Source organism: Streptomyces sp. NPDC002104 (genome assembly GCF_053593795.1).
This window is the reverse complement of the sequence record NZ_JBSFDF010000035.1, coordinates 1-24,365: the sequence shown is the minus strand read 5'-3', so window position 1 is coordinate 24,365 and position 24,365 is coordinate 1. Positions and strand designations below refer to the sequence as shown.

The 24,365-nt window shown below is 72.7% G+C and carries 21 protein-coding genes and 1 tRNA gene; 12 read left to right on the top strand and 10 right to left on the bottom strand.

Features of this window, described 5'->3' with window-relative positions; genetic code table 11:
- The first annotated feature begins 18 nt into the window (after positions 1 to 18).
- From ACWCP2_RS26040 to ACWCP2_RS26025, 4 genes are all read left to right on the top strand, one after another.
- On the top strand, positions 19 to 1,782 hold the full coding sequence (locus ACWCP2_RS26040; RefSeq protein ID WP_450910999.1) for an outer membrane protein assembly factor BamB family protein: 1,764 nt from the start codon (positions 19 to 21) through the stop codon (positions 1,780 to 1,782).
- 143 nt (positions 1,783 to 1,925) lie between these two features.
- Positions 1,926 to 2,615 (top strand): response regulator transcription factor, encoded by a 690-nt coding sequence (locus ACWCP2_RS26035; protein ID WP_450911050.1) that lies wholly within the window; start codon positions 1,926 to 1,928, stop codon positions 2,613 to 2,615.
- 180 nt (positions 2,616 to 2,795) lie between these two features.
- Positions 2,796 to 3,743, top strand: coding sequence for a UDP-glucose 4-epimerase GalE (gene galE, locus ACWCP2_RS26030; protein WP_450911049.1), 948 nt, complete (start codon positions 2,796 to 2,798; stop codon positions 3,741 to 3,743).
- Positions 3,744 to 4,231: 488 nt separating this feature from the next.
- Positions 4,232 to 5,017: a LuxR C-terminal-related transcriptional regulator gene (locus ACWCP2_RS26025; protein ID WP_450910998.1), complete on the top strand. Its 786-nt coding sequence runs from the start codon at positions 4,232 to 4,234 to the stop codon at positions 5,015 to 5,017.
- On the opposite strand, the gene ACWCP2_RS26020 is transcribed toward ACWCP2_RS26025, so the two are convergent.
- Complete coding sequence (locus tag ACWCP2_RS26020) at positions 4,976 to 5,473, bottom strand: MarR family winged helix-turn-helix transcriptional regulator (protein ID WP_243335294.1); 498 nt, start codon at positions 5,471 to 5,473, stop codon at positions 4,976 to 4,978. The genes ACWCP2_RS26025 and ACWCP2_RS26020 overlap by 42 nt on opposite strands.
- Positions 5,474 to 5,634: 161 nt before the next feature.
- Here ACWCP2_RS26020 and ACWCP2_RS26015 point away from each other — a divergent pair, with 161 nt between their 5' ends.
- Together ACWCP2_RS26015 and ACWCP2_RS26010 are read left to right on the top strand one after the other, a co-directional pair.
- The gene (locus tag ACWCP2_RS26015; protein ID WP_450910997.1) at positions 5,635 to 6,474 is read left to right on the top strand and encodes a trans-aconitate 2-methyltransferase; all 840 of its coding nucleotides are present in this window, start codon (positions 5,635 to 5,637) and stop codon (positions 6,472 to 6,474) included.
- A 2-nt stretch (positions 6,475 to 6,476) separates the two neighbouring features.
- Entirely contained in the window at positions 6,477 to 6,881 is a 405-nt protein-coding gene (locus ACWCP2_RS26010) for a VOC family protein (protein ID WP_450910996.1), read from the top strand.
- A 74-nt stretch (positions 6,882 to 6,955) separates the two neighbouring features.
- Here the strand turns inward: ACWCP2_RS26010 and ACWCP2_RS26005 are convergent, their stop codons facing one another.
- Positions 6,956 to 7,630: a TetR family transcriptional regulator gene (locus ACWCP2_RS26005; protein WP_383947427.1), complete on the bottom strand. Its 675-nt coding sequence runs from the start codon at positions 7,628 to 7,630 to the stop codon at positions 6,956 to 6,958.
- Complete coding sequence (locus ACWCP2_RS26000; RefSeq protein WP_450910995.1) at positions 7,627 to 8,607, bottom strand: acyl-CoA desaturase; 981 nt, start codon at positions 8,605 to 8,607, stop codon at positions 7,627 to 7,629. Before ACWCP2_RS26000 ends, ACWCP2_RS26005 begins: the two co-directional genes overlap by 4 nt.
- A 444-nt stretch (positions 8,608 to 9,051) precedes the next feature.
- On the opposite strand from ACWCP2_RS26000, the gene ppc reads away from it, so the two are divergent.
- Positions 9,052 to 11,817 carry a phosphoenolpyruvate carboxylase gene (gene ppc, locus ACWCP2_RS25995; protein WP_450910994.1) on the top strand — a complete coding sequence of 922 codons (2,766 nt, stop codon included), beginning with the start codon at positions 9,052 to 9,054 and terminating at the stop codon, positions 11,815 to 11,817.
- A 71-nt stretch (positions 11,818 to 11,888) separates the two neighbouring features.
- On the opposite strand, the gene pth is transcribed toward ppc, so the two are convergent.
- The 5 genes from pth to ACWCP2_RS25970 form a co-directional block, all read right to left on the bottom strand.
- Complete coding sequence (gene pth, locus ACWCP2_RS25990; RefSeq protein WP_399378586.1) at positions 11,889 to 12,479, bottom strand: aminoacyl-tRNA hydrolase; 591 nt, start codon at positions 12,477 to 12,479, stop codon at positions 11,889 to 11,891.
- Between the two features lie 91 nt (positions 12,480 to 12,570).
- Positions 12,571 to 13,149 (bottom strand): 50S ribosomal protein L25/general stress protein Ctc, encoded by a 579-nt coding sequence (locus tag ACWCP2_RS25985; RefSeq protein WP_450910993.1) that lies wholly within the window; start codon positions 13,147 to 13,149, stop codon positions 12,571 to 12,573.
- 198 nt (positions 13,150 to 13,347) lie between these two features.
- Positions 13,348 to 14,325, bottom strand: coding sequence for a ribose-phosphate diphosphokinase (locus ACWCP2_RS25980; RefSeq protein ID WP_112451977.1), 978 nt, complete (start codon positions 14,323 to 14,325; stop codon positions 13,348 to 13,350).
- Between the two features lie 133 nt (positions 14,326 to 14,458).
- Positions 14,459 to 15,907: a bifunctional UDP-N-acetylglucosamine diphosphorylase/glucosamine-1-phosphate N-acetyltransferase GlmU gene (glmU, locus tag ACWCP2_RS25975; protein ID WP_450910992.1), complete on the bottom strand. Its 1,449-nt coding sequence runs from the start codon at positions 15,905 to 15,907 to the stop codon at positions 14,459 to 14,461.
- A 109-nt stretch (positions 15,908 to 16,016) separates the two neighbouring features.
- Positions 16,017 to 16,088, bottom strand: a tRNA-Gln gene (locus ACWCP2_RS25970).
- A 154-nt stretch (positions 16,089 to 16,242) separates the two neighbouring features.
- On the opposite strand from ACWCP2_RS25970, the gene ACWCP2_RS25965 reads away from it, so the two are divergent.
- Both ACWCP2_RS25965 and ACWCP2_RS25960 read left to right on the top strand, forming a co-directional pair.
- Entirely contained in the window at positions 16,243 to 17,517 is a 1,275-nt protein-coding gene (locus tag ACWCP2_RS25965) for a sensor histidine kinase (protein WP_450910991.1), read from the top strand.
- A 112-nt stretch (positions 17,518 to 17,629) separates the two neighbouring features.
- Complete coding sequence (locus ACWCP2_RS25960) at positions 17,630 to 18,172, top strand: hypothetical protein (protein ID WP_450910990.1); 543 nt, start codon at positions 17,630 to 17,632, stop codon at positions 18,170 to 18,172.
- Between the two features lie 11 nt (positions 18,173 to 18,183).
- On the opposite strand, the gene ACWCP2_RS25955 is transcribed toward ACWCP2_RS25960, so the two are convergent.
- On the bottom strand, positions 18,184 to 18,711 hold the full coding sequence (locus ACWCP2_RS25955; protein WP_450910989.1) for an SUKH-3 domain-containing protein: 528 nt from the start codon (positions 18,709 to 18,711) through the stop codon (positions 18,184 to 18,186).
- Between the two features lie 5 nt (positions 18,712 to 18,716).
- Positions 18,717 to 19,184, bottom strand: coding sequence for a YwqJ-related putative deaminase (locus ACWCP2_RS25950; protein ID WP_450911048.1), 468 nt, complete (start codon positions 19,182 to 19,184; stop codon positions 18,717 to 18,719).
- Positions 19,185 to 19,642: 458 nt separating this feature from the next.
- Here ACWCP2_RS25950 and ACWCP2_RS25945 point away from each other — a divergent pair, with 458 nt between their 5' ends.
- The 3 genes from ACWCP2_RS25945 (at position 19,643) to ACWCP2_RS25935 (ending at position 24,189) form a co-directional block, all read left to right on the top strand.
- Positions 19,643 to 20,704 (top strand): SMI1/KNR4 family protein, encoded by a 1,062-nt coding sequence (locus ACWCP2_RS25945; RefSeq protein WP_450910988.1) that lies wholly within the window; start codon positions 19,643 to 19,645, stop codon positions 20,702 to 20,704.
- A 7-nt stretch (positions 20,705 to 20,711) separates the two neighbouring features.
- The gene (locus ACWCP2_RS25940; protein ID WP_450910987.1) at positions 20,712 to 23,144 is read left to right on the top strand and encodes an SUKH-4 family immunity protein; all 2,433 of its coding nucleotides are present in this window, start codon (positions 20,712 to 20,714) and stop codon (positions 23,142 to 23,144) included.
- A gap of 172 nt (positions 23,145 to 23,316) precedes the next feature.
- A complete protein-coding gene (locus ACWCP2_RS25935) occupies positions 23,317 to 24,189 on the top strand; it encodes a DivIVA domain-containing protein (RefSeq protein WP_450910986.1) in 873 nt (290 codons plus the stop codon).
- Positions 24,190 to 24,365 lie beyond the last annotated feature (176 nt).

Genomic DNA, 24,365 nt, shown 5'->3' with positions numbered 1-24,365 from the left:
CGAGAGGCAGTAGCACCGATGAGTACCCCGCCGCCCCCCAGCCAGCCGCCGTCCGGCGGCTTCGGCGCGCCGCAGGACCAGCCGCCGGGCGGGTTCGGCGGGCCCCCGCCGGTGCCCCCGGCCATGCCGGCCGGACCCCCGCCGCCGCCTCCGGCCATGCCGCCCACGCCGCCCGCCATGCCCCCGGCGGCCCCGGCCGGACCGCCCGCGGGGCAGGGCTCGTACGGCCATCCGCAGGAACAGCAGCAGCCCTACGGCTACCCGCAGCAGCCGCAGCCCGTGACGGCGCCCATGTACGCGGCCCAGAGCCCGGTGGCGCCCGCCGGCGGCGGTGGCGGTGGCGGCAACGAGGTCCGCACCCAGCTGATGATCGTCGGCGCGGCCCTCCTGGCCATCGTCCTCATCGTCGGCGGCGGCCTCTGGTACGTCTCCGGCGACGACAAGGGCTCCGGCGGCCAGGCCGTGGCCGACGGCGGCGCGAGCGGGGGTACCGGCGGCGACAAGGCGCCGGGCGGCGGCGGCACGGAGAAGGTGCCCGCCAGGACCAAGTCGAAGACGCTGGTCAACGTCCCGATGCCGGACTCGGCCGAGATCGTCCAGATCCCCGGCTCCTGGCTCACCGACACCACCTACGCCAAGTCCGACATGGGCAAGGTCGTCGGCTACAACCTGACCGACGGCGCCAAGAAGTGGGAGGTCCCGCTCGGCGCCAACGTCTGCGCCGCGAGCCGCTGGGTCTCGGACAACAAGACGGCGATCCTCTTCGACGAGGCCCTGCCGACGGCCGAGAAGAAGTACCAGCCGTGCAACCAGGTCGGCGTCATCGACCTGAACGCCGGCAAGCTCCTCTGGAAGGCCACCACGAAGGCCCAGGGCGGCGGCGACAAGCCCATCCAGTTCATGGAGGTGACCGTCAGCGGCCAGACCGTGGCCGCGGGCGGCCTGTACGGCGGCTCCGCCTGGAACCTCGCCGACGGCAAGCCCCTGTGGACGCCCAAGGCCGACAACGACGACTGCCAGGACCTCGGCTACGGCGGAGGCCCGGCCCTCGCCACGATCAGGCGGTGCGGCCAGTACGGCAGCTACACGATGTCCGCCCAGTCGCTCGACCCGGTCACCGGCGCCCCGAAGTCCTCGTACAAGCTCCCCCCTGGTCTGGAGGACGCCGGGATCGTCTCGACCAAGCCGCTGATCGTCTCGGCGGACATCAACCACACCTCCAAGAACGCCATCGGCGTCAGCGACCTCTTCGTCCTCGACGACGGGGGGCAGCTCAAGACGCGCATCCCGCTCACCTCGGGCAACTACAACCCCGAGTGCGGCACCGAGGTCGAGGACTGCGCGAACATGGTCGTCGGCAACGGCAAGCTCTACCTGCCGACCGAGGAGCACAAGGGCTCGGACGACGTCGGCCGCACCAATGAGATCGTCTCCTTCGACCTGGAGACCGGCAAGCCGACCTCCGACCGTGCCGACGCGGGCGAGCGCTACACCATCTACCCGCTGCGCATGGACGGCTCCAACCTCATCGCCTACAAGGTCCCGCCCTATGACGGCGGCGGCCAGGTCGTCTCCGTCGACGGCAAGTCGATGAAGGAGACCGTGCTCATGCAGAACCCCGCGACCAAGGAGTCGCAGCGCGCCGAGACCCAGTTCCTGCCGGATTCCGGCGAGTTCCGCTACGGCAACGGGAAGCTCTTCATCGCGCGCAACGCGGTGCACCGCAAGTCCACGGTGGTGACGGACCCCTACTACAGCTTCGTCTCCTTCACGACGGGCTGACCCAAGCCCAGAAGCCCAGAGTCCCAGAAGCGCAGAAGCCCCCGGAAGGTCCGTCCTTCCGGGGGCTTCTGCGCGGTTACCGCACCGCGCCGTCGAACAAGCGTGTAGCTTGCCGGGGCAGAAGGGCGGGGGTGGGTACCTCAATGGGCGTACGGGTCATGGTGGTCGACGAGCACCGGCTGCTGGCCGAGGCGCTCGCCTCGGCCCTGAAACTGCGCGGCCACCGGGTGCTGGCGGCCGCCGCACCGGCCGCGGGCGCCGCCGAACTGGTCATCAGCCGCGCCCCCGAGGTCTGCCTGCTGGGCACCGCCACGCCGGCCGAGCCCGGGGTCTTCGAGCCGATCGTCCGGATCAAGCGGGAGCGTCCGCAGATCGCCGTGGTCGTGCTGGGCCCGGTGCCCAGCCCGCGCGGGATCGCCGCCGCCTTCGCCGCCGGCGCCTCGGGGTACGTACGCCACGACGAGCGCATCGAGGGCGTGGAGCGGGCCCTGGCCAAGGCCCGGGCGGGGGAAGTGGCCATCGCGCCCCAGCTGTTGCAGGGGGCTTTCGCGGAGCTGCTCAACCCCGCGGCCCAGCCCGACGACGAGGGCAGCCGGCTGCTGAGGCTGCTCACCCCGCGCGAGGTGGAGGTGCTCGTCCGGGTCGCCGAGGGCGAGGACACCCGGCTCATCGCGGCCGGCATGGCCATCGCGCCGAGCACCGCGCGCACGCACGTCCAGCGGGTCCTGATGAAGCTGGGCGTGGGCTCGCGGCTGGAGGCGGCCGCGCTGGCCGCCCGTACCGGTCTGCTGGACCGGGCCGGACTGCCGCCGTCCGGGGGCATCCGGGCCTGATCCGGGCCGGGCCGGATTTCCCCGGCGGCGCGGATTCCGGTATGCCGGGACCAGCACGCGCACGGTGCGTGCGTTTCCCGGGCGAGAGGCAGCAGGCACGTGAGCGAGACGGCGTCTTCCAAGGCTTCCAAGGCTTCCGATTCTTCCAAGGGTCCCAAGGGGTCCAAGGGTTCCAAGTACCTGGTCACCGGCGGAGCCGGATACGTGGGCGGCGTGGTCGCGGCCCACCTCCTGGAGGCGGGCCACGAGGTCACCGTCCTCGACGACCTCTCCACCGGCTTCCGTTCGGGCGTGCCGGCCGGCGCCGCGTTCATCGAGGGCCGCATCCAGGACGCCGCCGAGCACCTGGACCCCTCCTACGACGGCGTCCTGCACTTCGCCGCCTCCTCGCAGGTCGGCGAGTCCGTGGTGAACCCCGGCAAGTACTGGGAGAACAACGTCGGCGGCACCCTGGCCCTGCTGGCCGCCATGCGCGGGGCGGGCGTGCGCCGGCTGGTGTTCTCCTCCACCGCGGCCACCTACGGCGAGCCCGGCGACGGGCCGCTGACCGAGACCTCGGTGACCGCCCCCACCAACCCGTACGGGGCTTCGAAGCTGGCCGTCGACCACATGATCGCGGGGGAGTGCGCGGCGCACGGCCTCGCGGCGGTCTCGCTGCGCTACTTCAACGTGGCGGGCGCCTACGGGCGGTTCGGGGAGCTGCACGACCCCGAGACCCACCTGATCCCGCTGGTGCTGCACGTGGCCCTCGGAGAGCGGGAGTCGATCTCGGTGTTCGGCGAGGACTACCCGACCCCGGACGGGACCTGCGTACGGGACTACATCCACGTCGCCGACCTGGCCGAGGCCCACCTGGCCGCGCTCCGGGCCGCCGCCGACGGGGAGCACCTGGTGTGCAACCTCGGCAACGGCAGCGGGTTCTCGGTCCGCGAGGTCATCGAGACCGTCCGCAAGGTCACCGGGAAGGAGATCCCCGAGGTGGTGGCTCCCCGCCGGGCCGGCGATCCGGCCTTCCTCGTAGCCTCCGCGCGCAGGGCCCACGAGCGTCTCGGCTGGACCCCGACCCGCTCGGACCTCACGCGCATCGTGACCGACGCCTGGAACTTCACCCGCGCCCGGCGCGGCTGAGCCCGCCGGCAGCCACGGACGGACCGGACCCCCTGACCGGGGCGGACCGGGGCGGACCGGGGCGGGGCGGGGGCGCGCGTGCGTTCGGGGCGCGCCGTCCTCCGGCCCCGTGCGCGGGCGCCCGGCGTGCGCACGCGGGGTGAAATACCCCCCGTGCAACTGCCCGCGGCACACGATCGGGCGGGACGGGCCGTTCCCCCGGGGACATGCGGTCGATTTCAAGCCACCTCGGAGCCCCACCGGAAGCGCCTCGCCGGAAAATCGCTCGGAAAACTTCTGCAATTCGGCCAACCACGAGCCGACCCCGGCCCTACGCTGATGCGTGACACCGGTGGGGGCCGGTGTTGATTCAGGGGTCGAGACAAGTCGGGTACGACGTCCGGTCCGGGGTAGTGCAGAGATGTCACGGCGGCGGCCGAGGCGCCTGCGGATCACCCGGTCCGGGCGTCGTACCCGCAGTCGTCCGTTCCCCGACCCTTGGGGGTTTTGTGGTCCGTATCCGGGTACTCGTGGTCGACGATCACCGCATCTTCGCCGAATCTCTCGCCGCCGCGCTCGCGGCCGAACCGGACGTGGACGTCTCCGCGGCCGGCAGTGGCCCCGCCGCGCTGCGCTGCCTCGAACGCGCGGTGGCCGAGGGCCGCCGCTTCGACGTCCTGCTGGTCGATGCCGACCTGGTCGCCGTCCCCGCGGGCGTGCCCGCCCAGCGCGAATCCGGCTCCGCCCCGCCCGCCGCCGATGGAATCGCGCTGGTGGCAGGCGTACGGGTGTCCCATCCCGCGGTCCGTACGGTCGTGCTCGCCGAGCGGGACGACGCACGCCGGGCCGCCCTGGCGCTCCAGGCGGGCGCCTCGGGCTGGGTGGCGAAGGACTGCTCGCTCTCGCGGCTCCTGGCCGTCATCCGCGGAGTCCTGCGCGAGGAGACGCACCTTCCGCCCGCGCTGCTCACCGGAGTCCTCCGCGAACTGACCGCGGCGCGCAAGCACCGTACCGACAGCGAACGGCTGGTGGAGTCCCTCACGCCCAGGGAGCACGAGGTGCTGCGCTGCATGGTGGCGGGGCTGGGCCGCAAGGACGTGGCCGCGCGGCTGTTCCTCTCCCCGCACACCGTCCGCACCCACATGCAGAACGTGCTGGGGAAGCTGGGCGTGCACTCCACGCTCGCGGCGGTCGCGCTGGCCCGGCGGGCGGGCGTACGCCCCGCTGACCTGCCCGGACTGCCGGGGCAGGGACTAGCCGGGGATGTTGTCGAACGGAGCGGTCAACTGGCGTAGCAGCCCGGCGAGATCGCCGCGCTGCGTCCGCGAGAGCTGGGCCAGGATCGCCCGCTCCTGGGCCAGCAGCCCGGCGAGCGCCTGGTCGGCGCGGTCCCGGCCCTCGGGGCTGAGGCGCACCAGGACCCCGCGGCGGTCGTTGGGGTCCGGAAGCCGCTCGACGAGGCCCTTCTTGGCGAGCCGGTCGATGCGGTTGGTCATGGTCCCCGAGGTCACCAGGGTCTGCGTCAGCAGCTGGCCGGGGGAGAGCTGGTAGGGCGCGCCGGCCCGCCGCAGCGAGGTCAGTACGTCGAACTCCCAGGGCTCCAGGCCGTGCTCGGAGAAGGCCAGCCGGCGGGCACGGTCGAGGTGCCGCGCGAGCCTGCTGACGCGGCTGAGCACCTCGAGCGGTTCCACGTCGAGGTCAGGGCGTTCCCGCCGCCATGCCGCGACCAGTCGGTCGACCTCGTCCTCCATGCGGATCAGTGTAAAGGGTCTGTCGACATGAAGTCTCTTTAAATCGAGTATCTCGATTCAAAGCATCTTGACGTCGAGATATATTTCCCGCCACCATGGGGCATGGAGGGGGCCGGAGCAGCTTCCGATTCCGACCGCACCGCCTGCAGGGAGGCTCGAACATGCATTCCGATACCGCACCGACCACGCCCCACGCCCCCACCTGGGACCCCCAGCAGTACCTCCGGCACGCCGGCCACCGGGCCCGGCCCTTCCTCGACCTCCTGGCCCGGATACCCGAGCTCCCCGCGCGGGCCGCCCGGATCGCCGACCTCGGCTGCGGGCCGGGCAACGTCACCGCGCTCATCGCGGACCGCTGGCCGCAAGCCCACATCACCGGCTTCGACCTCTCCCCGGAGATGCTCCACCGGGCCGACGCGGAATACGCCGGACCCACGGGCGGCGGCGGCCGGCTCGACTTCCGCCGCGGCGACCTCGCCGACTGGCTCCCGGAGGAGCCGTACGACCTGATCGTCTCCAACGCCGCCTTCCAGTGGGTCCCCGGCCACGCCGGATCCTTCGCCTCCTGGATCAACGGACTGCGCCCCGGCGGCACCTTCGCCTTCCAGATCCCCGGCAACTTCACCGCCCCCAGCCACCGGATCCTCGCCGACCTGTGCGACACCCCGCGCTGGCGGACCCGGCTCGCCGGCCACGGAGCCCGCTACATCCACATCCTGGAACCCTCCGGATACCTGGAGCGCTTCACCGAGCTCGGCTGCACCGCCGACGTGTGGGAGACCACCTACCACCAGCTGCTCCAGGGGACCGACCCCGTACTGGACTGGGTCAAGGGCACCGCACTGCGGCCCGTGCTCACCGCGCTGGCCGACGACGAGGAGGCCGCCGAGGCCTTCATCGCCGAGTACCGCACCCTGCTGCGCGCGGCCTACCCCCCGGGCCCCCGCGGCACCGTCTTCCCCTTCCGCAGGATCTTCGCCGTCGCCCGCAGGGAGGCCTGAGCATGCTCGCCGGAATCGACCACGTCCAGCTCGCCGCACCGCCCGGCTCGGAGGAGCGGCTGCGCGCCTATTACACCGAGGTGCTCGGCATGACCGAGATCCCCAAACCCCCCGTGCTCGCGGCGCGCGGCGGCTGCTGGTTCGCCGCCGGGCCGGTCCAGCTCCACCTGGGGACGGAGGAGGAGTTCCGGCCCGCCCGCAAGGCGCACCCGGGACTCAGGGTCGAGGGCATCGAGGCCTACGCGGACAGACTCCAGGCGCGCGGCGCCACGGTCGTCTGGGACGACAACCTGCCGGGGCACCGCCGCTTCTACTCCGAGGACCCGGTCGGGAACCGGATCGAGTTCTTGGAGAGGCACGGCCCGGAGGAGCACAGCCCGGAAAAGCACAGCCCGGAAGAGGGCTGACCTCACACACGACGGCGCCCCGCCACCGGATCACCGGTGACGGGGCGCCGTCGTACGCGCGCGTGCACGCGCGCTCACTTCTTGCGGTGGCCCACCAGCCGCGGCTTCGCCTCCAGGTTCTCCAGCCCGTGCCAGGACAGGTTCACCAGGTGCGCCGCCACCTCGGCCTTCTTCGGCTGACGCGTCTCCAGCCACCACTGCCCGGTCAGCGCGACCATCCCGACCAGCGCCTGCGCGTACAGCGGGGCCAGCTTCGGGTCGAAGCCGCGGGCCTTGAACTCGAGACCCAGGATGTCCTCGACCTGCGTGGCGATATCGCTGATCAGCGAGGCGAAGGTGCCCGTCGACTGCGCCACGGGGGAGTCGCGGACCAGGATCCGGAAGCCGTCCGTGTAGTTCTCGATGTAGTCCAGGAGCGCGAAGGCCGCCTGCTCCAGGAGCTCCCGGGGGTGCCCCGCCGTCAGCGCGCCCGTCACCCCGTCCAGCAGCTGGCGCATCTCGCGGTCCACGACGACCGCGTAGAGGCCCTCCTTGCCGCCGAAGTGCTCGTAGACCACCGGCTTGGAGACTCCGGCCTTCGCCGCGATCTCCTCCACCGAGGTGCCCTCGAACCCCTTCTCGGCGAACAGGGTGCGGCCGATGTCCAGCAGTTGCTGACGCCGTTCGGCGCCCGTCATCCGGACCCGGCGGCTGCGCCTGGGCTTCTCGCTGCTGGAACTGCTGCCGTCGTTTCCCACGTCCCCCATCATGCCGCGTTCGACACTTCTTCCTTGCGCCGGGCGTCGATCCGGGCCCCGGACGGCCAGCGGACGTCGGACGCCCAGCCGAGCTGTTCGAACCAGCGGATCAGCCGCGCACTGGAGTCGACCTGGCCGCGCAGCACACCGTGCCGGGCCGAGGTCGGGTCGGCGTGGTGCAGGTTGTGCCAGGACTCTCCGCAGGACAGCACCGCCAGCCACCACACGTTGCCGGAGCGGTCGCGGGACTTGAAGGGGCGCTTGCCCACCGCGTGGCAGATCGAGTTGATCGACCAGGTCACGTGGTGCAGCAGCGCGACCCGGACCAGGGAGCCCCAGAAGAACGCGGTGAAGGCGCCCCACCAGGACATCGTCACCAGACCGCCCACCAGCGGCGGCAGCGCCAGCGAGAACATCGTCCAGAAGATGAAGTCGCGCGAGATCCGGCGGATCGCCGGGTCCTTGATCAGGTCCGGGGCGTACTTCTGCTGGTCGGTCTGCTCCTCGTCGAAGAGCCACCCGATGTGCGCCCACCACAGGCCCTTCATCAGGGCCGGCAGCGTCTCGCCGAAGCGCCACGGCGAATGCGGGTCGCCCTCGTGGTCGGAGTACTTGTGGTGCTTGCGGTGGTCGGCCACCCAGCGCACCAGCGGTCCCTCGACCGCCATCGAGCCCATGACCGCCAGGGCGATGCGCAGCGGCCGCTTCGCCTTGAAGGAGCCGTGCGTGAAGTAGCGGTGGAAGCCGATGGTGATGCCGTGGCAGGTCAGGAAGTACATGAACACCATCAGGCCCACGTCCAGCCAGCTCACCCCCCAGCCCCAGGCGAGCGGGACGGCCACCAGCAGGGCGAGGAAGGGCACGGTGATGAACAGCAGCAGCGCGATCTGCTCGACGGACCGCTTGTTCTCACCGCCGAGGGTCGCGGACGGCACGGACGTGCCGGAGGACGCCGCGGCGTCCTCGATCACGTCGGGACTGATGGTCATAGGTGTGTCCCCTGGGGGGTGAGGGAGTCGGCAGGCGCGCCGCCCGGCCACACATTCCCTACGGGTGCGTAACCTACGGCAACGTAAGTATGGCAAAGGACCCCCGCGCGGCAAGAGGAGCGCGCCCGTGGGCGGGCCGGCGGACGGGTCCCCGAGGGGTCCCCGGACGGGTCCGCAGCCGGGTCCGCGGCCGGGTCCGCGGGCCCCGCGCGCCGGGTCCATCGGCCCGGGTCGCAGGGCGGTCGTCCCGCCTGGTGACACAGGGACCTGGTCACCGGTACGGGCCACCTATCCTGGTGTCGTCGGACAGCGCGGTCCGCACGGGCAGCCGAGCTGCGCATCAGGAGCGGTGGCACCCCCGGACGAAGGTCCGGGCGGGCACCACCGCGCGCAACCGGAGCCCACCTCCCAGTAGCGCTCGAAACACTGCAAGGAGCCGCACCTGTGAGCAGTGCCGACCAGGCCCACACGACCCCCGCCACGGCGACCTCCCCCGCCGGCGCGGCCAATGCCGAGCTGCGCGCGGACATCCGCCGCCTCGGCGACCTCCTCGGCGAGACCCTCGTACGTCAGGAGGGCCAGGACCTCCTCGACCTGGTCGAACGCGTCCGAGCCCTCACGCGCACCGACGGCATCGCCGCCGCCGAGCTGCTCGGCGACACCGACCTGGAGACCGCGGCCAAGCTGGTGCGCGCCTTCTCCACCTACTTCCACCTCGCCAACGTCACCGAGCAGGTGCACCGCGGCAAGGAGCTGCGCGCCCACCGCGCCGCCGAGGGCGGCCTGCTGGCCCGCACGGCCGACATGCTCAAGGACGCGGACCCCGAGCACCTGCGCGAGACGGTCAAGAACCTCAACGTCCGCCCCGTCTTCACCGCGCACCCCACCGAGGCGGCCCGCCGCAGCGTCCTGAACAAGCTGCGCCGCATCGCGGCCCTCCTGGAGGAGCCCGTCTCGGGCGCCGGCGAGCGCCGCCGCCACGACCTGCGCCTCGCGGAGAACATCGACCTCGTCTGGCAGACCGACGAACTGCGCGTGGTCCGCCCCGAGCCCGCCGACGAGGCCCGCAACGCGATCTACTACCTCGACGAGCTGCACGCCGGCGCCGTCGGCGACGTCCTCGAGGACCTCGCCGCCGAGCTCCAGCGCGTCGGCATCGAGATCCCGGCCGGCACCCGCCCGCTGACCTTCGGCACCTGGATCGGCGGCGACCGCGACGGCAACCCGAACGTCACGCCCGACGTGACCCGGGACGTGCTGATCCTCCAGCACGAGCACGGCATCACCGACGCCCTGGAACTCATCGACTTCCTGCGCGGACTGCTGTCGAACTCCATCCGCTACACCGGCGCCACCGAGGAGCTCCTCACCTCGCTCCAGGCCGACCTGGAGCGCCTCCCGGAGATCAGCCCGCGCTACAAGCGGCTGAACGCCGAAGAGCCGTACCGCCTCAAGGCCACCTGCATCCGGCAGAAGCTCCTCAACACCCGCGAGCGCCTCGCCAAGGGCATCCCGCACGAGGACGGCCGCGACTACCTCGGCACCGCCGAGCTGCTCACCGACCTCACCCTCATCCAGACCTCCCTGCGCGAGCACCGCGGCGCGCTCTTCGCCGACGGCCGCATGGACCGCACCATCCGCACGCTGGCCGCCTTCGGCCTCCAGCTCGCCACGATGGACGTGCGCGAGCACGCGGACGCCCACCACCACGCGCTGGGCCAGCTCTTCGACCGGCTCGGCGAGGAGTCCTGGCGCTACGCCGACATGCCCCGCGACTACCGCGGCCGCCTGCTGGCCAAGGAGCTGCGCTCGCGCCGTCCGCTGGCGCCCACCCCGGCTCCGCTCGACGCGGCCGGCCAGAAGACGCTCGGCGTGTTCGGCGCCATCAAGGACGCCTTCGAGAAGTTCGGCCCCGAGGTCATCGAGTCCTACATCATCTCGATGTGCCAGGGCGCCGACGACGTCTTCGCCGCCGCCGTCCTCGCCCGCGAGGCCGGTCTCATCGACCTGCACGGCGGCTGGGCCAAGATCGGCATCGTCCCGCTCCTGGAGACCACGGACGAGCTCAAGGCCGCCGACGTCATCCTCGACGAGATGCTCGCGGACCCCTCCTACCGGCGCCTGGTCTCGCTGCGCGGCGACGTGCAGGAGGTCATGCTCGGCTACTCCGACTCCTCCAAGTTCGGCGGCATCACCACCTCCCAGTGGGAGATCCACCGTGCCCAGCGCCGGCTGCGCGACGTGGCCCACCGCTACGGCGTGCGCCTGCGCCTCTTCCACGGCCGCGGCGGCACCGTCGGCCGCGGTGGCGGCCCCTCGCACGACGCGATCCTCGCGCAGCCCTGGGGCACCCTGGAGGGCGAGATCAAGGTCACCGAGCAGGGCGAGGTCATCTCCGACAAGTACCTCGTCCCCTCGCTGGCCCGCGAGAACCTGGAGCTGACCGTCGCGGCCACCCTCCAGGCCTCCGCCCTGCACACCGCCCCGCGCCAGTCCGACGAGGACCTGGCCCGCTGGGACGCCGCGATGGACACCGTCTCCGACGCCGCGCACGACGCGTACCGCGCGCTCGTCGAGGACCCGGACCTGCCGGCGTACTTCTTCAAGGCCACCCCCGTGGACCAGCTCGCCGACCTGCACCTGGGCTCGCGTCCTTCGCGCCGCCCCGACTCCGGCGCCGGCCTCGACGGCCTGCGCGCCATCCCGTGGGTCTTCGGCTGGACCCAGTCCCGCCAGATCGTCCCCGGCTGGTACGGGGTCGGCTCGGGCCTCAAGGCCCTGCGCGAGGCGGGCCAGGGCGACGCCCTGACCGAGATGGGCGAGCGCTGGCACTTCTTCCGCAACTTCCTGTCCAACGTCGAGATGACGCTGGCCAAGACGGACCTGCGGATCGCCCGCCACTACGTCGACACCCTGGTGCCCGACGAGCTCAAGCACGTCTTCGCCCGCATCGAGGCCGAGCACGAGCTGACCGTCCGCGAGGTCCTGCGGATCACCGGGGGCGAGAAGCTCCTCGACTCCAACCCGGTCCTCCAGCAGACCTTCTCGGTCCGCGACGCCTACCTGGACCCGATCTCCTACCTCCAGGTCTCCCTGCTGGCCCGCCAGCGCGCGGCCGCCGAGCGCGGCGAGGAGGCGGACCCGATCCTGTCCCGGGCCCTGCTCCTCACCGTCAACGGCGTCGCGGCCGGCCTGCGCAACACCGGCTGAGGTCCCGTACGGCGTACGACGGAGCCCCCGCCACCGGACCGGTCCGGTGGCGGGGGCTCCGCCGTACGACGCTAGGAGTTGTACGTGGACTGCGCGCGCTCCAGGCCCTCCTGGACGAGGCATTCCACGGCGTCGGCCGAACGGTCGACGAACCAGTCGAGCTCCTTGCGCTCCGTGGAGGAGAAGTCCTTCAGGACGAAGTCGGCGACCTGCATCCGGCCGGGCGGCCGGCCGATGCCGCAGCGCACCCGGTGGTAGTCCGGTCCCATCGACTTCGTCATCGACTTGAGGCCGTTGTGGCCGTTGTCCCCGCCGCCCAGCTTCAGCCGCAGCGTCGGGTAGTCGATGTCGAGCTCGTCGTGGACCGCGACGATCCGGTCCAGCGGCACCTTGTAGAAGTCCCGCAGCGCCGTCACCGGGCCGCCGGACAGGTTCATGAACGACATGGGCTTGGCCAGCACCACGCGCCGGTTCAGCGGTCCCGGCGGGCCCATCCGGCCCTCGACCACCTGGGCGCGGGCCTTGTGCGCCTTGAACTTGCCGCGCATCCGCTCCGCCAGCAGGTCGGCGACCATGAAACCGATGTTGTGGCGGTTGCCCGCGTACTCCGCACCCGGATTTCCGAGACCCACGATCAGCCAGGGCGCCGCGTCGTCCGACATCAAAAGCTCCTTATACGAAGACGACCGCCGTCCCGCTCCAGTGGAGCCGGACGGCGGTCGTTCAGCAAGTGCTGAGGGTGAGCGGTGGGGCTCAGGCCTCGGTGGTGCCCTCGGCGGCCGGCTCCTCGGCCTGCGCGCCGATGACCTGCAGGACGGCGATGTCGCCGTCGACGGCCAGCGTGGTGCCGGACGGCAGGACCAGGTCGGAGGCGGTGATGGTGGCACCGGCCTCCAGGCCCGCGATGGACACGGTGACCTCGGTCGGGATGTGCGTGGCCTCGGCCTCGACGGAGATGGTGTTCTGGAGGGTCTCCAGCATGTTGCCGCCCGGGGCCAGCTCGCCCTCGGTGACGATCGCGACGTCGACGGTGACCTTCTCGCCCTTCTTGACGATCAGGAAGTCGACGTGGGAGATCGAGCGCTTCAGGGGGTGCTTCTGCACGGCCTTCGGGATGACCAGCTCGGTGCCGGCGCCCGCGATGTCCAGGGAGATCAGGACGTTCGGGGTGCGCAGCGCCAGCTGGAGCGCGTGGGCGTCCACGTTGACGTGCTTCGGGTCGGTGCCGTGGCCGTAGATGACCGCGGGGGTCAGGGCGTCACGACGGGCCTGACGGGCGGAACCCTTGCCGAAGTTCTCGCGGACCTTCGCGGAAAGCTTGATCTCGGACATGCTCACTCCTCGTGGGGTGACGGAATTGGACGACAGTCACCCGGCCGGAACACGGCCTGCTACGAAGAGCGCGTCGATAACGGAGCGCCGATACCCGTGAAAACGGATACGGCCTCCCTCGCCGAGCAACTCGAGGAGTGTACCCGGGGAGGGAGGCCGTACCCAAAACGATCTCTGCCGCGACCGCTGCGGCAGTTGCTACTGCTGCTCTTCGAACAGGCTGGTGACCGAGCCGTCCTCGAAGACCTCGCGCACGGCGCGGGCGATCATCGGGGCGATGGAGAGCACCGTGATCTTGTCGAGCTCCAGGTCGGACGGGTCCGGCAGGGTGTTCGTGAACACGAACTCGCTGACCTTGGAGTTCTTCAGGCGGTCGGCGGCCGGGCCCGACAGGATGCCGTGCGTGGCCGTCACGATGACGTCCTCCGCGCCGTGCGCGAAGAGCGCGTCGGCGGCGGCGCAGATGGTGCCACCCGTGTCGATCATGTCGTCGACCAGGACGCAGACGCGGCCCTTGACCTCACCGACGACCTCGTGGACGGTCACCTGGTTGGCGACGTCCTTGTCGCGGCGCTTGTGCACGATCGCCAGCGGGGCGTCCAGGCGGTCGCACCAGCGGTCGGCGACGCGTACGCGGCCGGCGTCCGGGGAGACGATCGTCAGCTTGGAGCGGTCGACCTTGGCGCCGACGTAGTCCGCGAGGACCGACAGGGCCGAGAGGTGGTCGACCGGGCCGTCGAAGAAGCCCTGGATCTGGTCGGTGTGCAGATCGACCGTGAGGATGCGGTCCGCACCCGCGGTCTTCAGCAGGTCCGCGACCAGGCGGGCCGAGATCGGCTCGCGGCCCTTGTGCTTCTTGTCCTGGCGGGCGTAGCCGTAGGACGGGACGATCACGGTGATGGAGCGTGCCGACGCGCGCTTGAGCGCGTCGATCATGATCAGCTGCTCCATGATCCACTTGTTGATCGGAGCCGTGTGGCTCTGGATCAGGAAGCAGTCCGCGCCACGCGCCGACTCCTGGAAGCGGACGTAGATCTCGCCGTTCGCGAAGTCGAAAGCCTTGGTCGGCACGAGGCCGACACCGAGCTGGTGCGCGACCTCCTCGGCCAGCTCGGGGTGGGCGCGGCCGGAGAAGAGCATCAGCTTCTTCTCGCCGGTCGTCTTGATCCCGGTCACAGCACTGTCTCCTCAGACGTGGGAAAGCTGCTCGCCCCCATGTGCGTCCGTCCCGCACACGGTGAGCCAGCCGAATTGCGTTCACGTATCACGGTACGCGCTCTCGGGCGTAGCCGTTTCCGGTCAGTTCACCTCAGCGTTCGCCGGAGTCCTCGCCGACCGCCGACTGGGCCGCCGTCGCGGCGGCGCTGCCCGGGCGCTTGCGGGCCACCCAGCCCTCGATATTCCGCTGCTGGCCACGGGCCACGGCCAGGGCGCCGGCGGGCACGTCCTTCGTGATCACCGAGCCGGCGGCGGTGTAGGCGCCGTCCCCGATGGTGACGGGAGCCACAAACATGTTGTCCGAACCCGTCTTGCAGTGTGAGCCGACGGTCGTGTGGTGCTTGTGTTCGCCGTCGTAGTTGACGAACACGCTGGCCGCGCCGATGTTCGTGTACTCGCCGATCGTCGCGTCGCCGACGTAGGACAGGTGCGGGACCTTGGTGCCCTCGCCGATCGTGGCGTTCTTCATCTCCACGTACGTGCCTGCCTTGGCCTTCGCGCCCAGGTTCGTGCCCGGACGCAGGTACGCGAAGGGGCCGACGCTCGCCGAGGGGCCGACGACGGCGGTGTCCGCCACGGTGTTGTCCACCCGGGCGCCGGCGCCCACGTGGGTGTCCTTCAGGCGGGTGTTGGGGCCGACCTCCGCCAGCTCGGCGATGTGCGTGGCGCCGAGCAGCTGGGTGCCCGGGTGCACGATCGCGTCCTGGCCGAAAGTCACCGTCACGTCGACGAGGGTGCTCGCCGGGTCGACGATCGTCACGCCGGCGAGCATGGCGCGCTCCAGCAGGCGGGCGTTCAGCAGCGCGCGGGCCTCGGCGAGCTGGACCCGGTTGTTGATCCCGAGGATCTGCCGGTGGTCCGCGCCCACGGCCGCGCCGACGCGGTGGCCGGCCTCGCGCAGGATGCCGAGCACGTCGGTGAGGTACTCCTCGCCCTGGCTGTTGTCGGTACGGACCTTGCCGAGGGCGTCCGCGAGGAGGGCGCCGTCGAAGGCGAAGACCCCGGAGTTGATCTCGGCGATGGCGCGCTGGGCGTCGGTGGCGTCCTTGTGCTCGACGATGGCGGTGACCGCCCCGTCGGCGCCGCGGATGATCCGGCCGTAGCCGGTGGAGTCGGGGACCTCGGCGGTGAGCACGGTGACGGCGTTGCCGTCGGCCTCGTGCGTGGCCGTCAGCGCGGCCAGGGTCTCGCCGGTCAGCAGCGGGGTGTCGCCGCAGACGACGACCACGGTGCCGGCGGGCCGGTCGGTGCCGAGCTCTTCGAGGGCCATGCGGACGGCGTGTCCGGTGCCGTTCTGCTCGTACTGGACCGCGGTGCGGACGTCGGCGTCGATCGCGGCGAGGTGCGCGGTGACCTGCTCGCGGGCGTGCCCGACGACGACGACGAGGTGGGTGGGGTCCAGCTCGCGGGAGGCGGCGACGACGTGACCGACGAGCGAGCGCCCGCTGATCTCGTGCAGAACCTTGGGTGTGGCCGACTTCATGCGGGTGCCTTCACCCGCTGCGAGTACGACGACGGCTGCCGGGCGGTTGGCGCTCACGGGTGTGCCCTTCGGCTTCGGGTGGTGGACCCGTGAAGGATACCGGTGGGTTTGAGGCCCTAAACGAGGGTGGGTCCCGACTGTGCACGTCAGGACCCGGACCGTGAAGCTCCCCTGTCAGGACTCGAACCCGAACATAAGGCACCAAAAGCCTCAGTGCTGCCAATTACACCACAGGGGATTATTCGGCTAAACCGGGCATTGCGCCCTGGTGGTCGTGCCGACGGGACCTACTATGCCGCACCGGGCGCCCTGAATGCGACGGTACAAATCCGTGCCCTTCAGCGGGATTTCCGGTCGCCTCCCGGCCGTGGCCGCTGCGTAGGCTGGACCGTATGACCAGTACGGGGGAAGAGCAGGGAGAGGCGGGGGCCGGGCGGGACGGGCCCTTGTGGTGGGAGCGGCGCAGGTCGGCCGTGCTGGACGTGGGGCTCGGCGCGGTGTCCACCGTCGAGTGCGCGGTGCTGGGCGTTCCCTTCGCCCACGAGGCGGGGATCCCGGTCATCGCCGGGGTGGTGTTCGGACTGCTGATCGGGCCCGTGCTGGTCCTGCGGCGGCGCTGGCCGATCGTCGTGGTGCTGGTCGGCATCGCGGTGGCGCCGGCGGCGATGGGGTTCCTGCTCGGGGTGGTCGGGCTGTACACGCTGGCGGCCTCCGAGGTGCCCCGGCGGATCACCGCGACCCTGGCGTCGATGTCGCTGGCCGCGACCTTCGTGGCGATGTTCGTGCGGACCCGCGACGACCCCGGGCTCACCCTCACCCTCGCCCTCACCCTGTCCGTGTTCGTGGCGGTGGCGCTGACCGTGCCGCCGGTGCTGCTCGGTCTGTACACGGCGGCCCGCAGACGGCTGATGGAGAGCCTGCAGGAGCGGGCGGACTCGCTGGAGCGGGAGCTGTCGCTGCTCGCGGACCGGGCCGAGGAGCGGGCCGAGTGGGCCCGTACGGAGGAGCGGACCCGGATCGCGCGCGAGATGCACGACGTCGTGGCGCACCGGGTGTCGCTCATGGTGGTGCACGCGGCGGCGCTCCAGGCGATCGCCGCCAAGGACCCGGTGAAGGCGGCGCAGAACGCCGCGCTGGTCGGGGACATGGGGCGCCAGGCGCTGACCGAGCTGCGCGAGATGCTCGGAGTGCTGCGGGCCCAGGCCCCGAAACCGGCGGCCCCGGCGGCCCGGGCCGCCGCCCCGGTGGCGCTGGCCGGGAGCTTCGACGACGGGCCGACGCTGGGCGCGCTGGAGGCGCTCGTCGGCCAGTCGCGGGCGGCCGGGATGACCGTGGAGCTGGACGTGCGGGGCGCGTGCGCGGCCTACGCGGCGGAGGTGGAGCAGACCGCCTACCGGGTGGTGCAGGAGGCGCTGACCAACTGCCACAAGCACGCCGCGGGCGCCCGGGTCGTCGTACGCCTGGCGCACCGGGAGGGCGAGGTGGCCATGCAGGTGGAGAACGGCCCCTGCGACGGCAAGGCGGCCGAACCGGGACTGCCGAGCGGCGGGAACGGCCTGGTCGGGATGCGCGAGCGGGTGCTGGCCCTGGGCGGGGTCTTCGTGTCCGGCCCGACGGACGAGGGCGGCTTCAAGGTCTCGGCGGTCCTGCCGGGCGAGCGGCTCTGACGGAACGCGGCCGGTCCGCGGGCGTATCTTTCCGGCTGGAGGAAGGCCGGTGCCCGGAGGGTGGGGAGCGGCTGCCGCGGCTGTGAGGCGCGGCGGAGAGGGGGAGAGCGGGATGACGGTGGGCTGGGATCCGGTGGCGGAGCTGACGGAGGAGGACCGGAAGCTGTTCCAGGGGCGGTGGGAGAAGCGGCTCTGGCTGAACGTGCCCGGGCCCTTCTACACGGGTGAGACGGACACGTGCTGGACCGGGCGGCTGAACGCGCCGGGGAACGTGATGTACGCGGCGAGCTGCGAGGGCAGCCTCGAATACGTCTTCCGCCAGCCGCGCAGTCCGGGCGAGGTGCGCGAGGTGGTGGACGCGGCCGACGAGGAGCCCTTCCAGGAGTACGCGTACGACGGGGACCGCTGGTGGACCCCGGAGACGGTGCGCCGCTGGTGGGCCGCGCGGGGCCGGGTCGAGGAGCACCTGGAGCTCACGCTCGCCGAGTACGGGGACAGCGTCCATCCCGCCGACCGGGACGCCGCCGCGGGGGCGCGGGAGTTCCGCGCCTACCTGGCGGGCGGGCTCGCCGCCGATCTGCGGGCTTACCTCTTCCGGCTGGAGGAGGGCCGCTACCCCGGAGCAGGGGAGCGGCTCCCCGGGCTGGAGGCGTAGGAGGCCCTGGCCTAGGCCGGGCCCTCCCCCTGGGCCGTCGTCAGGCGGGTCGGCTGGAGGCCGGTGAGGAGGAGGGTGAGGGCCTCGTCGAGGGTCGCGCCGAGGTACCAGTCGCCGGTGTGGTCCACGCAGTAGACGCGGCCCTCGCGGTCCAGGGCGAGGTGGGACGTTCCGTCGGCCTCGACGCCCAGCGGGCACAGCTGCGTGGACAGGGCGCGGCCCAGGTCCGCGAAGGTGCGGGCGAGGTGGAGTCCCGTGAGGGGGTCCAGGCGTATCGCGGTGGGCGCGATCTGGCGGCCGGGCCCCGGGGCGGTGACGGTGAGGTTCCCGAACTCCGCCCAGGCCTCGACCGCGGCCGGGAAGACGGTGTGCCGGTGCCCGGCGGGGGTGGTGTGGTCGCGCAGGGCGTCGGCCCAGTACTCGGCCTGCTTGATGTCCCAGCGGCCCGGCTCCCAGCCCGCGGTGCGCAGGGCGGAGTCCACGGCCACCGGGAAGCGGGTGGCCGAGGAGCGGGCGTACGAAGCGGAAGCGGTGGTCATGGCGGCTACTCGGGGTGGGAGAGGTCGACGGGGCGTACGCCGAAGTGGGCGAGGAGGGCCTCGCAGGAGCGGCAGGGAGGTGCGTAGCTGCCGTGGAGCGGGTCGCCGTCCTCGCGGATGCGGCGGGCGGTGATCTTGGAGTGCTTGAGCGAGCGGCGGGCCTCGCTCGGGGTGAGCGGCTTGCGCGAGGCGCGCTTGCTGCGGGCGCCCTCGACGGTGGCCAGGTGCCGGGAGAGCAGGATCGCCTCCGGACAGCGGCCGGTGAAACGTTCGCGCTGGCCGCTCGTCAGGGTGTCGAGGAAATCCTGTACGAGGGCGTGCAGTACGGGCGGCAGGTCGGCCTTGCCGGCGGTGCCGGTGAGGGTTTCACCGCGTACGGACAGGGCGGCGGCCACGGTGGGCAGGATCCCGTCGCGCCGGAAGCGCAGCGTGGGCACGGCGGGCCGGCCGTCTCCGCCGCCGCCCCAGCGCAGGCGGGGATCGCCGGGGCCCTGGTCGGCCGCACCGGCCGCGCCTGCCGTACCTGCCGAGCCTGCCGTACCGGCATGGCCTGTCGCACCGGGCTGCGGCGGGACGGCCGCCGGGCCGCCGGTTCCCGTGGAGGTGGGGCCCGCCGGACCGTCGGGGTCCGCGGATCCGCGGGCTCCCGCGCCGCCTGAGTGGGCGTCGGCCGCCTCTGTTCGTGTCGCCGTGTTCTGCATGGTTGCGCTTTCCCTCCCGTGGCCGCGGTGCTGACCGCTGTCGCGCACGCCCCCGTGCTGTGGGGACAGCCTGTCAAATGTCCCCTGACATGTGGAAGCGGGGTCGAATATTCGTATCAATTCGGATCTTCCCGGCCGTCGCGCGGGGTCCCCCCGCACGCGCGGGTGAGGCCCTTGCCGGAGCACATAGGCTGTGGTGAACCAGCCAGATCCAGCAGGGGGCTACCGCCATGACGACAGGTCGGCTCGGGCATGAGGCCGCGCCACCCAACGCCGCTTATTCGGGGCAGGTCGTGCATTTCCCGGACCCCGTCCGGGCCGCGCGCCATCCCCACGGAGTCCGCATCGACGCGAACGGACATCCCGACTTCGCGCTGTACGCGCGCGCGGCCGTCGAGATCGCCGAGCCCCCGGAGGGCTTCGGCGTGGACGAGCTGCGCCTGACGGACTGCGTGTCCGCGAACGCGGCCATGCGGGCGACCGGCCACGAACTGTGGGACACGGTCGGCCCGGTGTCGACCCCGCACGGCTGGACCTGGCACCACGTGTCCGGCACGCGCCGCATGGAACTGGTACCGGTCGAGGTGAAGTCGCTGCTGAGGCACCACGCCGGTCTGGCGACGGCCGCGGTCGACCACGGCAAGCGCGGGACGCGGCCGTTGCAGGAGGTGCGCCCGGTGCACCTGGGGCTGCCCAAGACGGTGGTCTCGGTGACCGAGCAGCAGGTCCAGGGCGTCGAGGAGGACCTCGGCTACCGGCTCCCGGAGGCCTACCGCTCCTTCCTGAAGGCCGCGGGCGGCTGTGCGCCGGTGGGCACGGGGCTCGAAGTGGAGCTGGGACTGCTGGTGGACCAGCCGTTCTTCACGGTCCGCGAGGAGGCGGCGGTCAACGACCTCGTCTACGTCAACAAGTGCCTGCGGGACCACCTCACGAAGGACTACCTGTGCGTGGCCTTCGTCCAGGGCGGGCTGCTCGCGGTGAAGGTGCGCGGGGAGGGGATCGGCTCGGTCTGGTTCTCCCCGTACGACGATGCGCGCGACCAGGACGGCTGGTCGGTCCAGGAACGCGTGGAGCGGCTGCTGCTGCCGTGCGGTACGGATTTCGACGCCTTCCTGGAACGGCTGGCGGGCAATCCGCCGGAACTGGAAACGGTGGCCGGTCTGATGGTGGACGGCGGATTCGCGCGCTCGGTTCCCGTGACGGGCACGGGTTCGGGCTCGGGGTCCGGTGCGGGTTCGGCGGGTCGTTCGGTTCCGGGCGCCGGTCCGGCAGCGGCACCGGTGGAAGGGTGACGGCGCGATGGTGACGTTTGCGCAGGCGCAGGAGCGCGCCGAGGAGTGGATCAACGGGGACGTCCCCGCGTACCAGCACCGCGAGTTGCGCGTACGGGAGTTCGGACTCGGTTTCGTGGTGTGGGCGGAGGACCGCCCCGCGGGTCCGGTGTCGGGGGGCGGCCGGCAGCGGCTGGTCATCGCGCGGGACAGCGGGGAGGTGACCCTCTGGCCCGGCCTGCCGGTGGGTGAGGTGATCCGCCGCTACGAGGAGGAGTACGGGGCGTCGGCCGCGCAGGCCGAGGCTTCGGTGCCGGTGCCGCGCATCGACTCGGAGCAGACCTCGTTCATGCTGAGTCCGCCGGAGTGGCTCCAGGAGGCGGCGGACCGGGCGGGGATCCCGGCGGCTCCGGCCGCCCCGGTGACTCCGGCCGCTCCTGCGGCCCCGGTGGCCCCGGCTGTCCCGGCTGTCCCGGTGGGGTCCTCCGCGGAGCCGGTGCCGGAGCCGGTGCCCTTGCGGCGCGGGGGAGAGGTCCCCTACGAGCCGACCGCCAACGACGGGGTGCCCGCCGAGATCCCGACCGGGGCCACGCCCTGGGCCGGGACCGACGTGAACCCCGGCGCGGACTCCGTGTCCGTACCGCTGCCGGCGACGGTGTTCGCCCCGCCGCTGTCCGGAACGGACCTGGACGACGCCCCGGCGTCCTCCGGGCCCGGCCCGGAGGCGCGCACGACGCTGATGCCCAGGGGCAGTGAGCTGCCGAAGACCGCCGTCGTGCCGGCGCTGGACCCGGAGTCCGGGTCAGGGTCAGGGCCCGGGGCCGGGGCCTCGGGCTCCGGCTCCGCTTCCGGCTCCGGCTCCGCTTCCGGCTCCGGTGGGGACATCGCCGACGCGCCGACGAGCAAGGCCCGGGTCAACCGGCCCGGGGCCCCCGGGCCCGTGACCCCGCCGGGTCCGCCCGGTGCGCCCGGTGCGCCGGGCGGGGGCGCCGAGTCGCCCGCGTACGCCGCCACCATGCTGGCGGGCCCGGCGGTGACCGGGCAGCCGCCCGCGCCCCCCGGTCCTCCGGGGGCTCCCGGGTCGGCGGGCTCGTCCGGGTCGTCCGGCGGGCGCGGTGACGCGTACGCCGCCACGATGCTGGCCGGTCCGGGTGGTCCGCGGCCTCCCGGCCCGCCCGGTCCCCCCGGGGCCCCGGGCTCCGGGCAGCCGCCCGCACCCCCCGGTCCGCCCGGCGTGCCCGGCGGCGGGATGGACCATGCCGCGACGATGCTGGCCGGTCCCGGCGTACCCCGGCCGCCCGGTCCGCCGGGGGCGCCCGGTGCGCCCGGCGTGCCCGGTGGTGGGATGGACCATGCCGCGACGATGCTGGCGGGTCCGTCCGTGACGGGCAGGCCGCCGGGTCCGCCCGGTCCGCCCGGCCCCGCGCCGCAGGCACCCGCACCCGCGCCGCAGGCTCCCGCTCCGCAGGCCCCCCACTCCGGGGTGCCCACGGTCGGACCCGGCTACCAGGCCGTGCTGCGCTACCGCGCGCCCGACGGCTCCGAGCAGCAGCTCATCCGCCGCTCCGCGCCCGGCACCCCGCACCCGGAATGGCAGATCCTGTACGAGCTGCGGGCCATGAACGTGCCCCCGCAGCAGGTGCTGGAGCTGCACACGGAGCTGGCCTCGTGCGAGCTGCCCGGCGGCTACTGCGCGCGCATGATCCGGGAGACCTGGCCGCAGGTCCGGATCACGAACGTGGCCCCGTACGGGACGGACCACGCGGGCCGCCAGCAGGGCATCCGGCACCTCCTGACCCACCAGGGCGAACTGCACCAGGTGGCGGACGGCCCGGCGCGCCCCGCGCCGGTGCGCGCACCGCTGCCGCAGGTGCCCCTGCAGCCGGCGATCCCGCTGGACGCGATCGCGCAGGAACTGGCGGGGGCGTTCGGGCCGCAGGGAGTGTTCCGCTTCGAGCAGCGCGCGGTGTCCCGGCAGGGCGTGCCGGAGATCGTGGCGCAGACGCTGATGTGGTCCGGTCTGCCGGTGGACTTCGGGCCGTTCTTCTGGGCCCAGGCCGTACCGGGTGCCCCGCTGCCGACGCTGGCCGAACTGGCCGCGCAGCGGCAGGTGCAGCCGGCCTCGGACGCGGGCTCGTACCTGGTGGTGGGCAGCGACTTCGGCAAGGCGCTGTGCGTGCAGTACGGGACGGCGCACATAGTGGCGGTCCCGGTGGAGGCCGGTCCCGGGGGCGCTCCGGTGCCCCCGCAGTTCGTCAACTCCTCGCTGCCGCAGTTCGTACGCTCCCTGGCGATGCTGGGTCACATGTGGCGGCTGCGCCAGCATCTGACGCCGGAGCAGGCCGGGCGCTGGACCGTCGATTTCCAGGCGAATCTGGCGGGGCTGGACAGTGCGGCGCTCGCGTCGCCGGAGAACTGGTGGTCCGTGCTGCTGGAGCAGATGTGGGACGGGCTGCTGTGACCGGTTCGCGGTGATCGGTTCGCGGTGATCGTCCGCTGATCTCCGCCCGTCCTCCGCTGATCCGGATGGCCGGGTCGTGACCCTCGAACGGGGTCTCGGCCCGGCCATTCGGGCTTCCGGGAGCAAATGACGCATCCTTGGCAGGAACCCCCGCGAGAGAGGCGCTTCCAGGATGAGTGCACCCTTTACGACCGTGCGTGGCCGTGGCTACCGGGCGGAAGAGGTGGACCGGTACCTCGCCCGGCTGTCGGGCAGCCGGGACGAGGCCTGGGAGCGGGTGGCCCGCCTGACCGTGCTGGCCAGGGACATGGAGGCGGAGGCGGAGCGGCTGCGCGTGGCGGTCGCCGGACTGGCCCCGCAGACGTACGACGAACTCGGCGAGCGGGCCCGCCGGATCCTGCTGCTGGCCGAGGAGGAGTCCGAGACGCTACGGGCCGACGCGCGGGCGGACGCCCTGGCGACGGCGGGCGCGGCCGAGGCGCACGCGGACCGGGTGACGGAGCTGGCGCGCGGTGACGCGGAGGCGGTGCGCGAGCAGACCGAGGTCCGGGCCCGGCAGCTGCTGCTGCGGGCGGGGCGCGAGGCGGACGACGCGCGGACGGAAGCGCGGGACGACGCGGCGGCGTGGCGGGCGGAGGCGCAGGGCGTGCTGGCGGACACGGCCCGCCGGGCGGAGGCGCTGCTCGCGGAGCGCGAGCAGGAACACGCGGAGCGCTGGGACGCGGCGGAGCGGGAGCTGGCGGCGCGGGAGGCGGAACTGGAGTCCCGGCACGCGGAGCTGGAGCGGTACGCGGAGTCCCGGCTGGCGGAGGCGAAGCGGGGGTTCGCGCAGGCGCAGGAGACGGCCCGGCACGGGCAGGAGGACGCGGAGGCGAGGGCGGCGGAGCTGATCGCGGAGGCGCGGGTGCGGGAGGAGCGGGTCGGGCGGGAGACGGAGCGGATCCTCCGGGAACACGGGGAGTCGCAGGACGAGATGCGGGCCCACATGAACCACGTCCGCTCCAGCCTCGCGGCCCTGACGGGGCGGGCTCCGGCGGAGGGCTGAGCGGGCGGGGCGCTGCGCTGTGCTGCGCTGTGCTGCGCTGTGCTGGGCGCGGGTTGGCTGCGGGTGGGGGCCGGTGCCGGGGGCGGGGTGGGGTGTCGGCCTGGACTGCATGATTTAGGCGCCCTGCCCCCTACTTTCGACAGTTGTGGCTTCCCCAAGCGCCACAAATCACGCTC

Excerpts from the sequence above, each read along its gene's own strand:
- ACWCP2_RS26040 (WP_450910999.1), top strand. The coding sequence starts at position 19 with ATGAGTACCCCGCCGCCCCCCAGCCAGCCGCCGTCCGGCGGCTTCGGC.
- ACWCP2_RS26035 (WP_450911050.1), top strand. The coding sequence starts at position 1,926 with ATGGGCGTACGGGTCATGGTGGTCGACGAGCACCGGCTGCTGGCCGAG.
- ACWCP2_RS26020 (WP_243335294.1), bottom strand. The coding sequence starts at position 5,473 with ATGGAGGACGAGGTCGACCGACTGGTCGCGGCATGGCGGCGGGAACGC.
- ACWCP2_RS26015 (WP_450910997.1), top strand. The coding sequence starts at position 5,635 with ATGCATTCCGATACCGCACCGACCACGCCCCACGCCCCCACCTGGGAC.
- ACWCP2_RS26010 (WP_450910996.1), top strand. The coding sequence starts at position 6,477 with ATGCTCGCCGGAATCGACCACGTCCAGCTCGCCGCACCGCCCGGCTCG.
- ACWCP2_RS26005 (WP_383947427.1), bottom strand. The coding sequence starts at position 7,630 with ATGATGGGGGACGTGGGAAACGACGGCAGCAGTTCCAGCAGCGAGAAG.
- ACWCP2_RS26000 (WP_450910995.1), bottom strand. The coding sequence starts at position 8,607 with ATGACCATCAGTCCCGACGTGATCGAGGACGCCGCGGCGTCCTCCGGC.
- pth (WP_399378586.1), bottom strand. The coding sequence starts at position 12,479 with ATGTCGGACGACGCGGCGCCCTGGCTGATCGTGGGTCTCGGAAATCCG.
- ACWCP2_RS25985 (WP_450910993.1), bottom strand. The coding sequence starts at position 13,149 with ATGTCCGAGATCAAGCTTTCCGCGAAGGTCCGCGAGAACTTCGGCAAG.
- ACWCP2_RS25965 (WP_450910991.1), top strand. The coding sequence starts at position 16,243 with ATGACCAGTACGGGGGAAGAGCAGGGAGAGGCGGGGGCCGGGCGGGAC.
- ACWCP2_RS25960 (WP_450910990.1), top strand. The coding sequence starts at position 17,630 with ATGACGGTGGGCTGGGATCCGGTGGCGGAGCTGACGGAGGAGGACCGG.
- ACWCP2_RS25955 (WP_450910989.1), bottom strand. The coding sequence starts at position 18,711 with ATGACCACCGCTTCCGCTTCGTACGCCCGCTCCTCGGCCACCCGCTTC.
- ACWCP2_RS25945 (WP_450910988.1), top strand. The coding sequence starts at position 19,643 with ATGACGACAGGTCGGCTCGGGCATGAGGCCGCGCCACCCAACGCCGCT.
- ACWCP2_RS25940 (WP_450910987.1), top strand. The coding sequence starts at position 20,712 with ATGGTGACGTTTGCGCAGGCGCAGGAGCGCGCCGAGGAGTGGATCAAC.
- ACWCP2_RS25935 (WP_450910986.1), top strand. The coding sequence starts at position 23,317 with ATGAGTGCACCCTTTACGACCGTGCGTGGCCGTGGCTACCGGGCGGAA.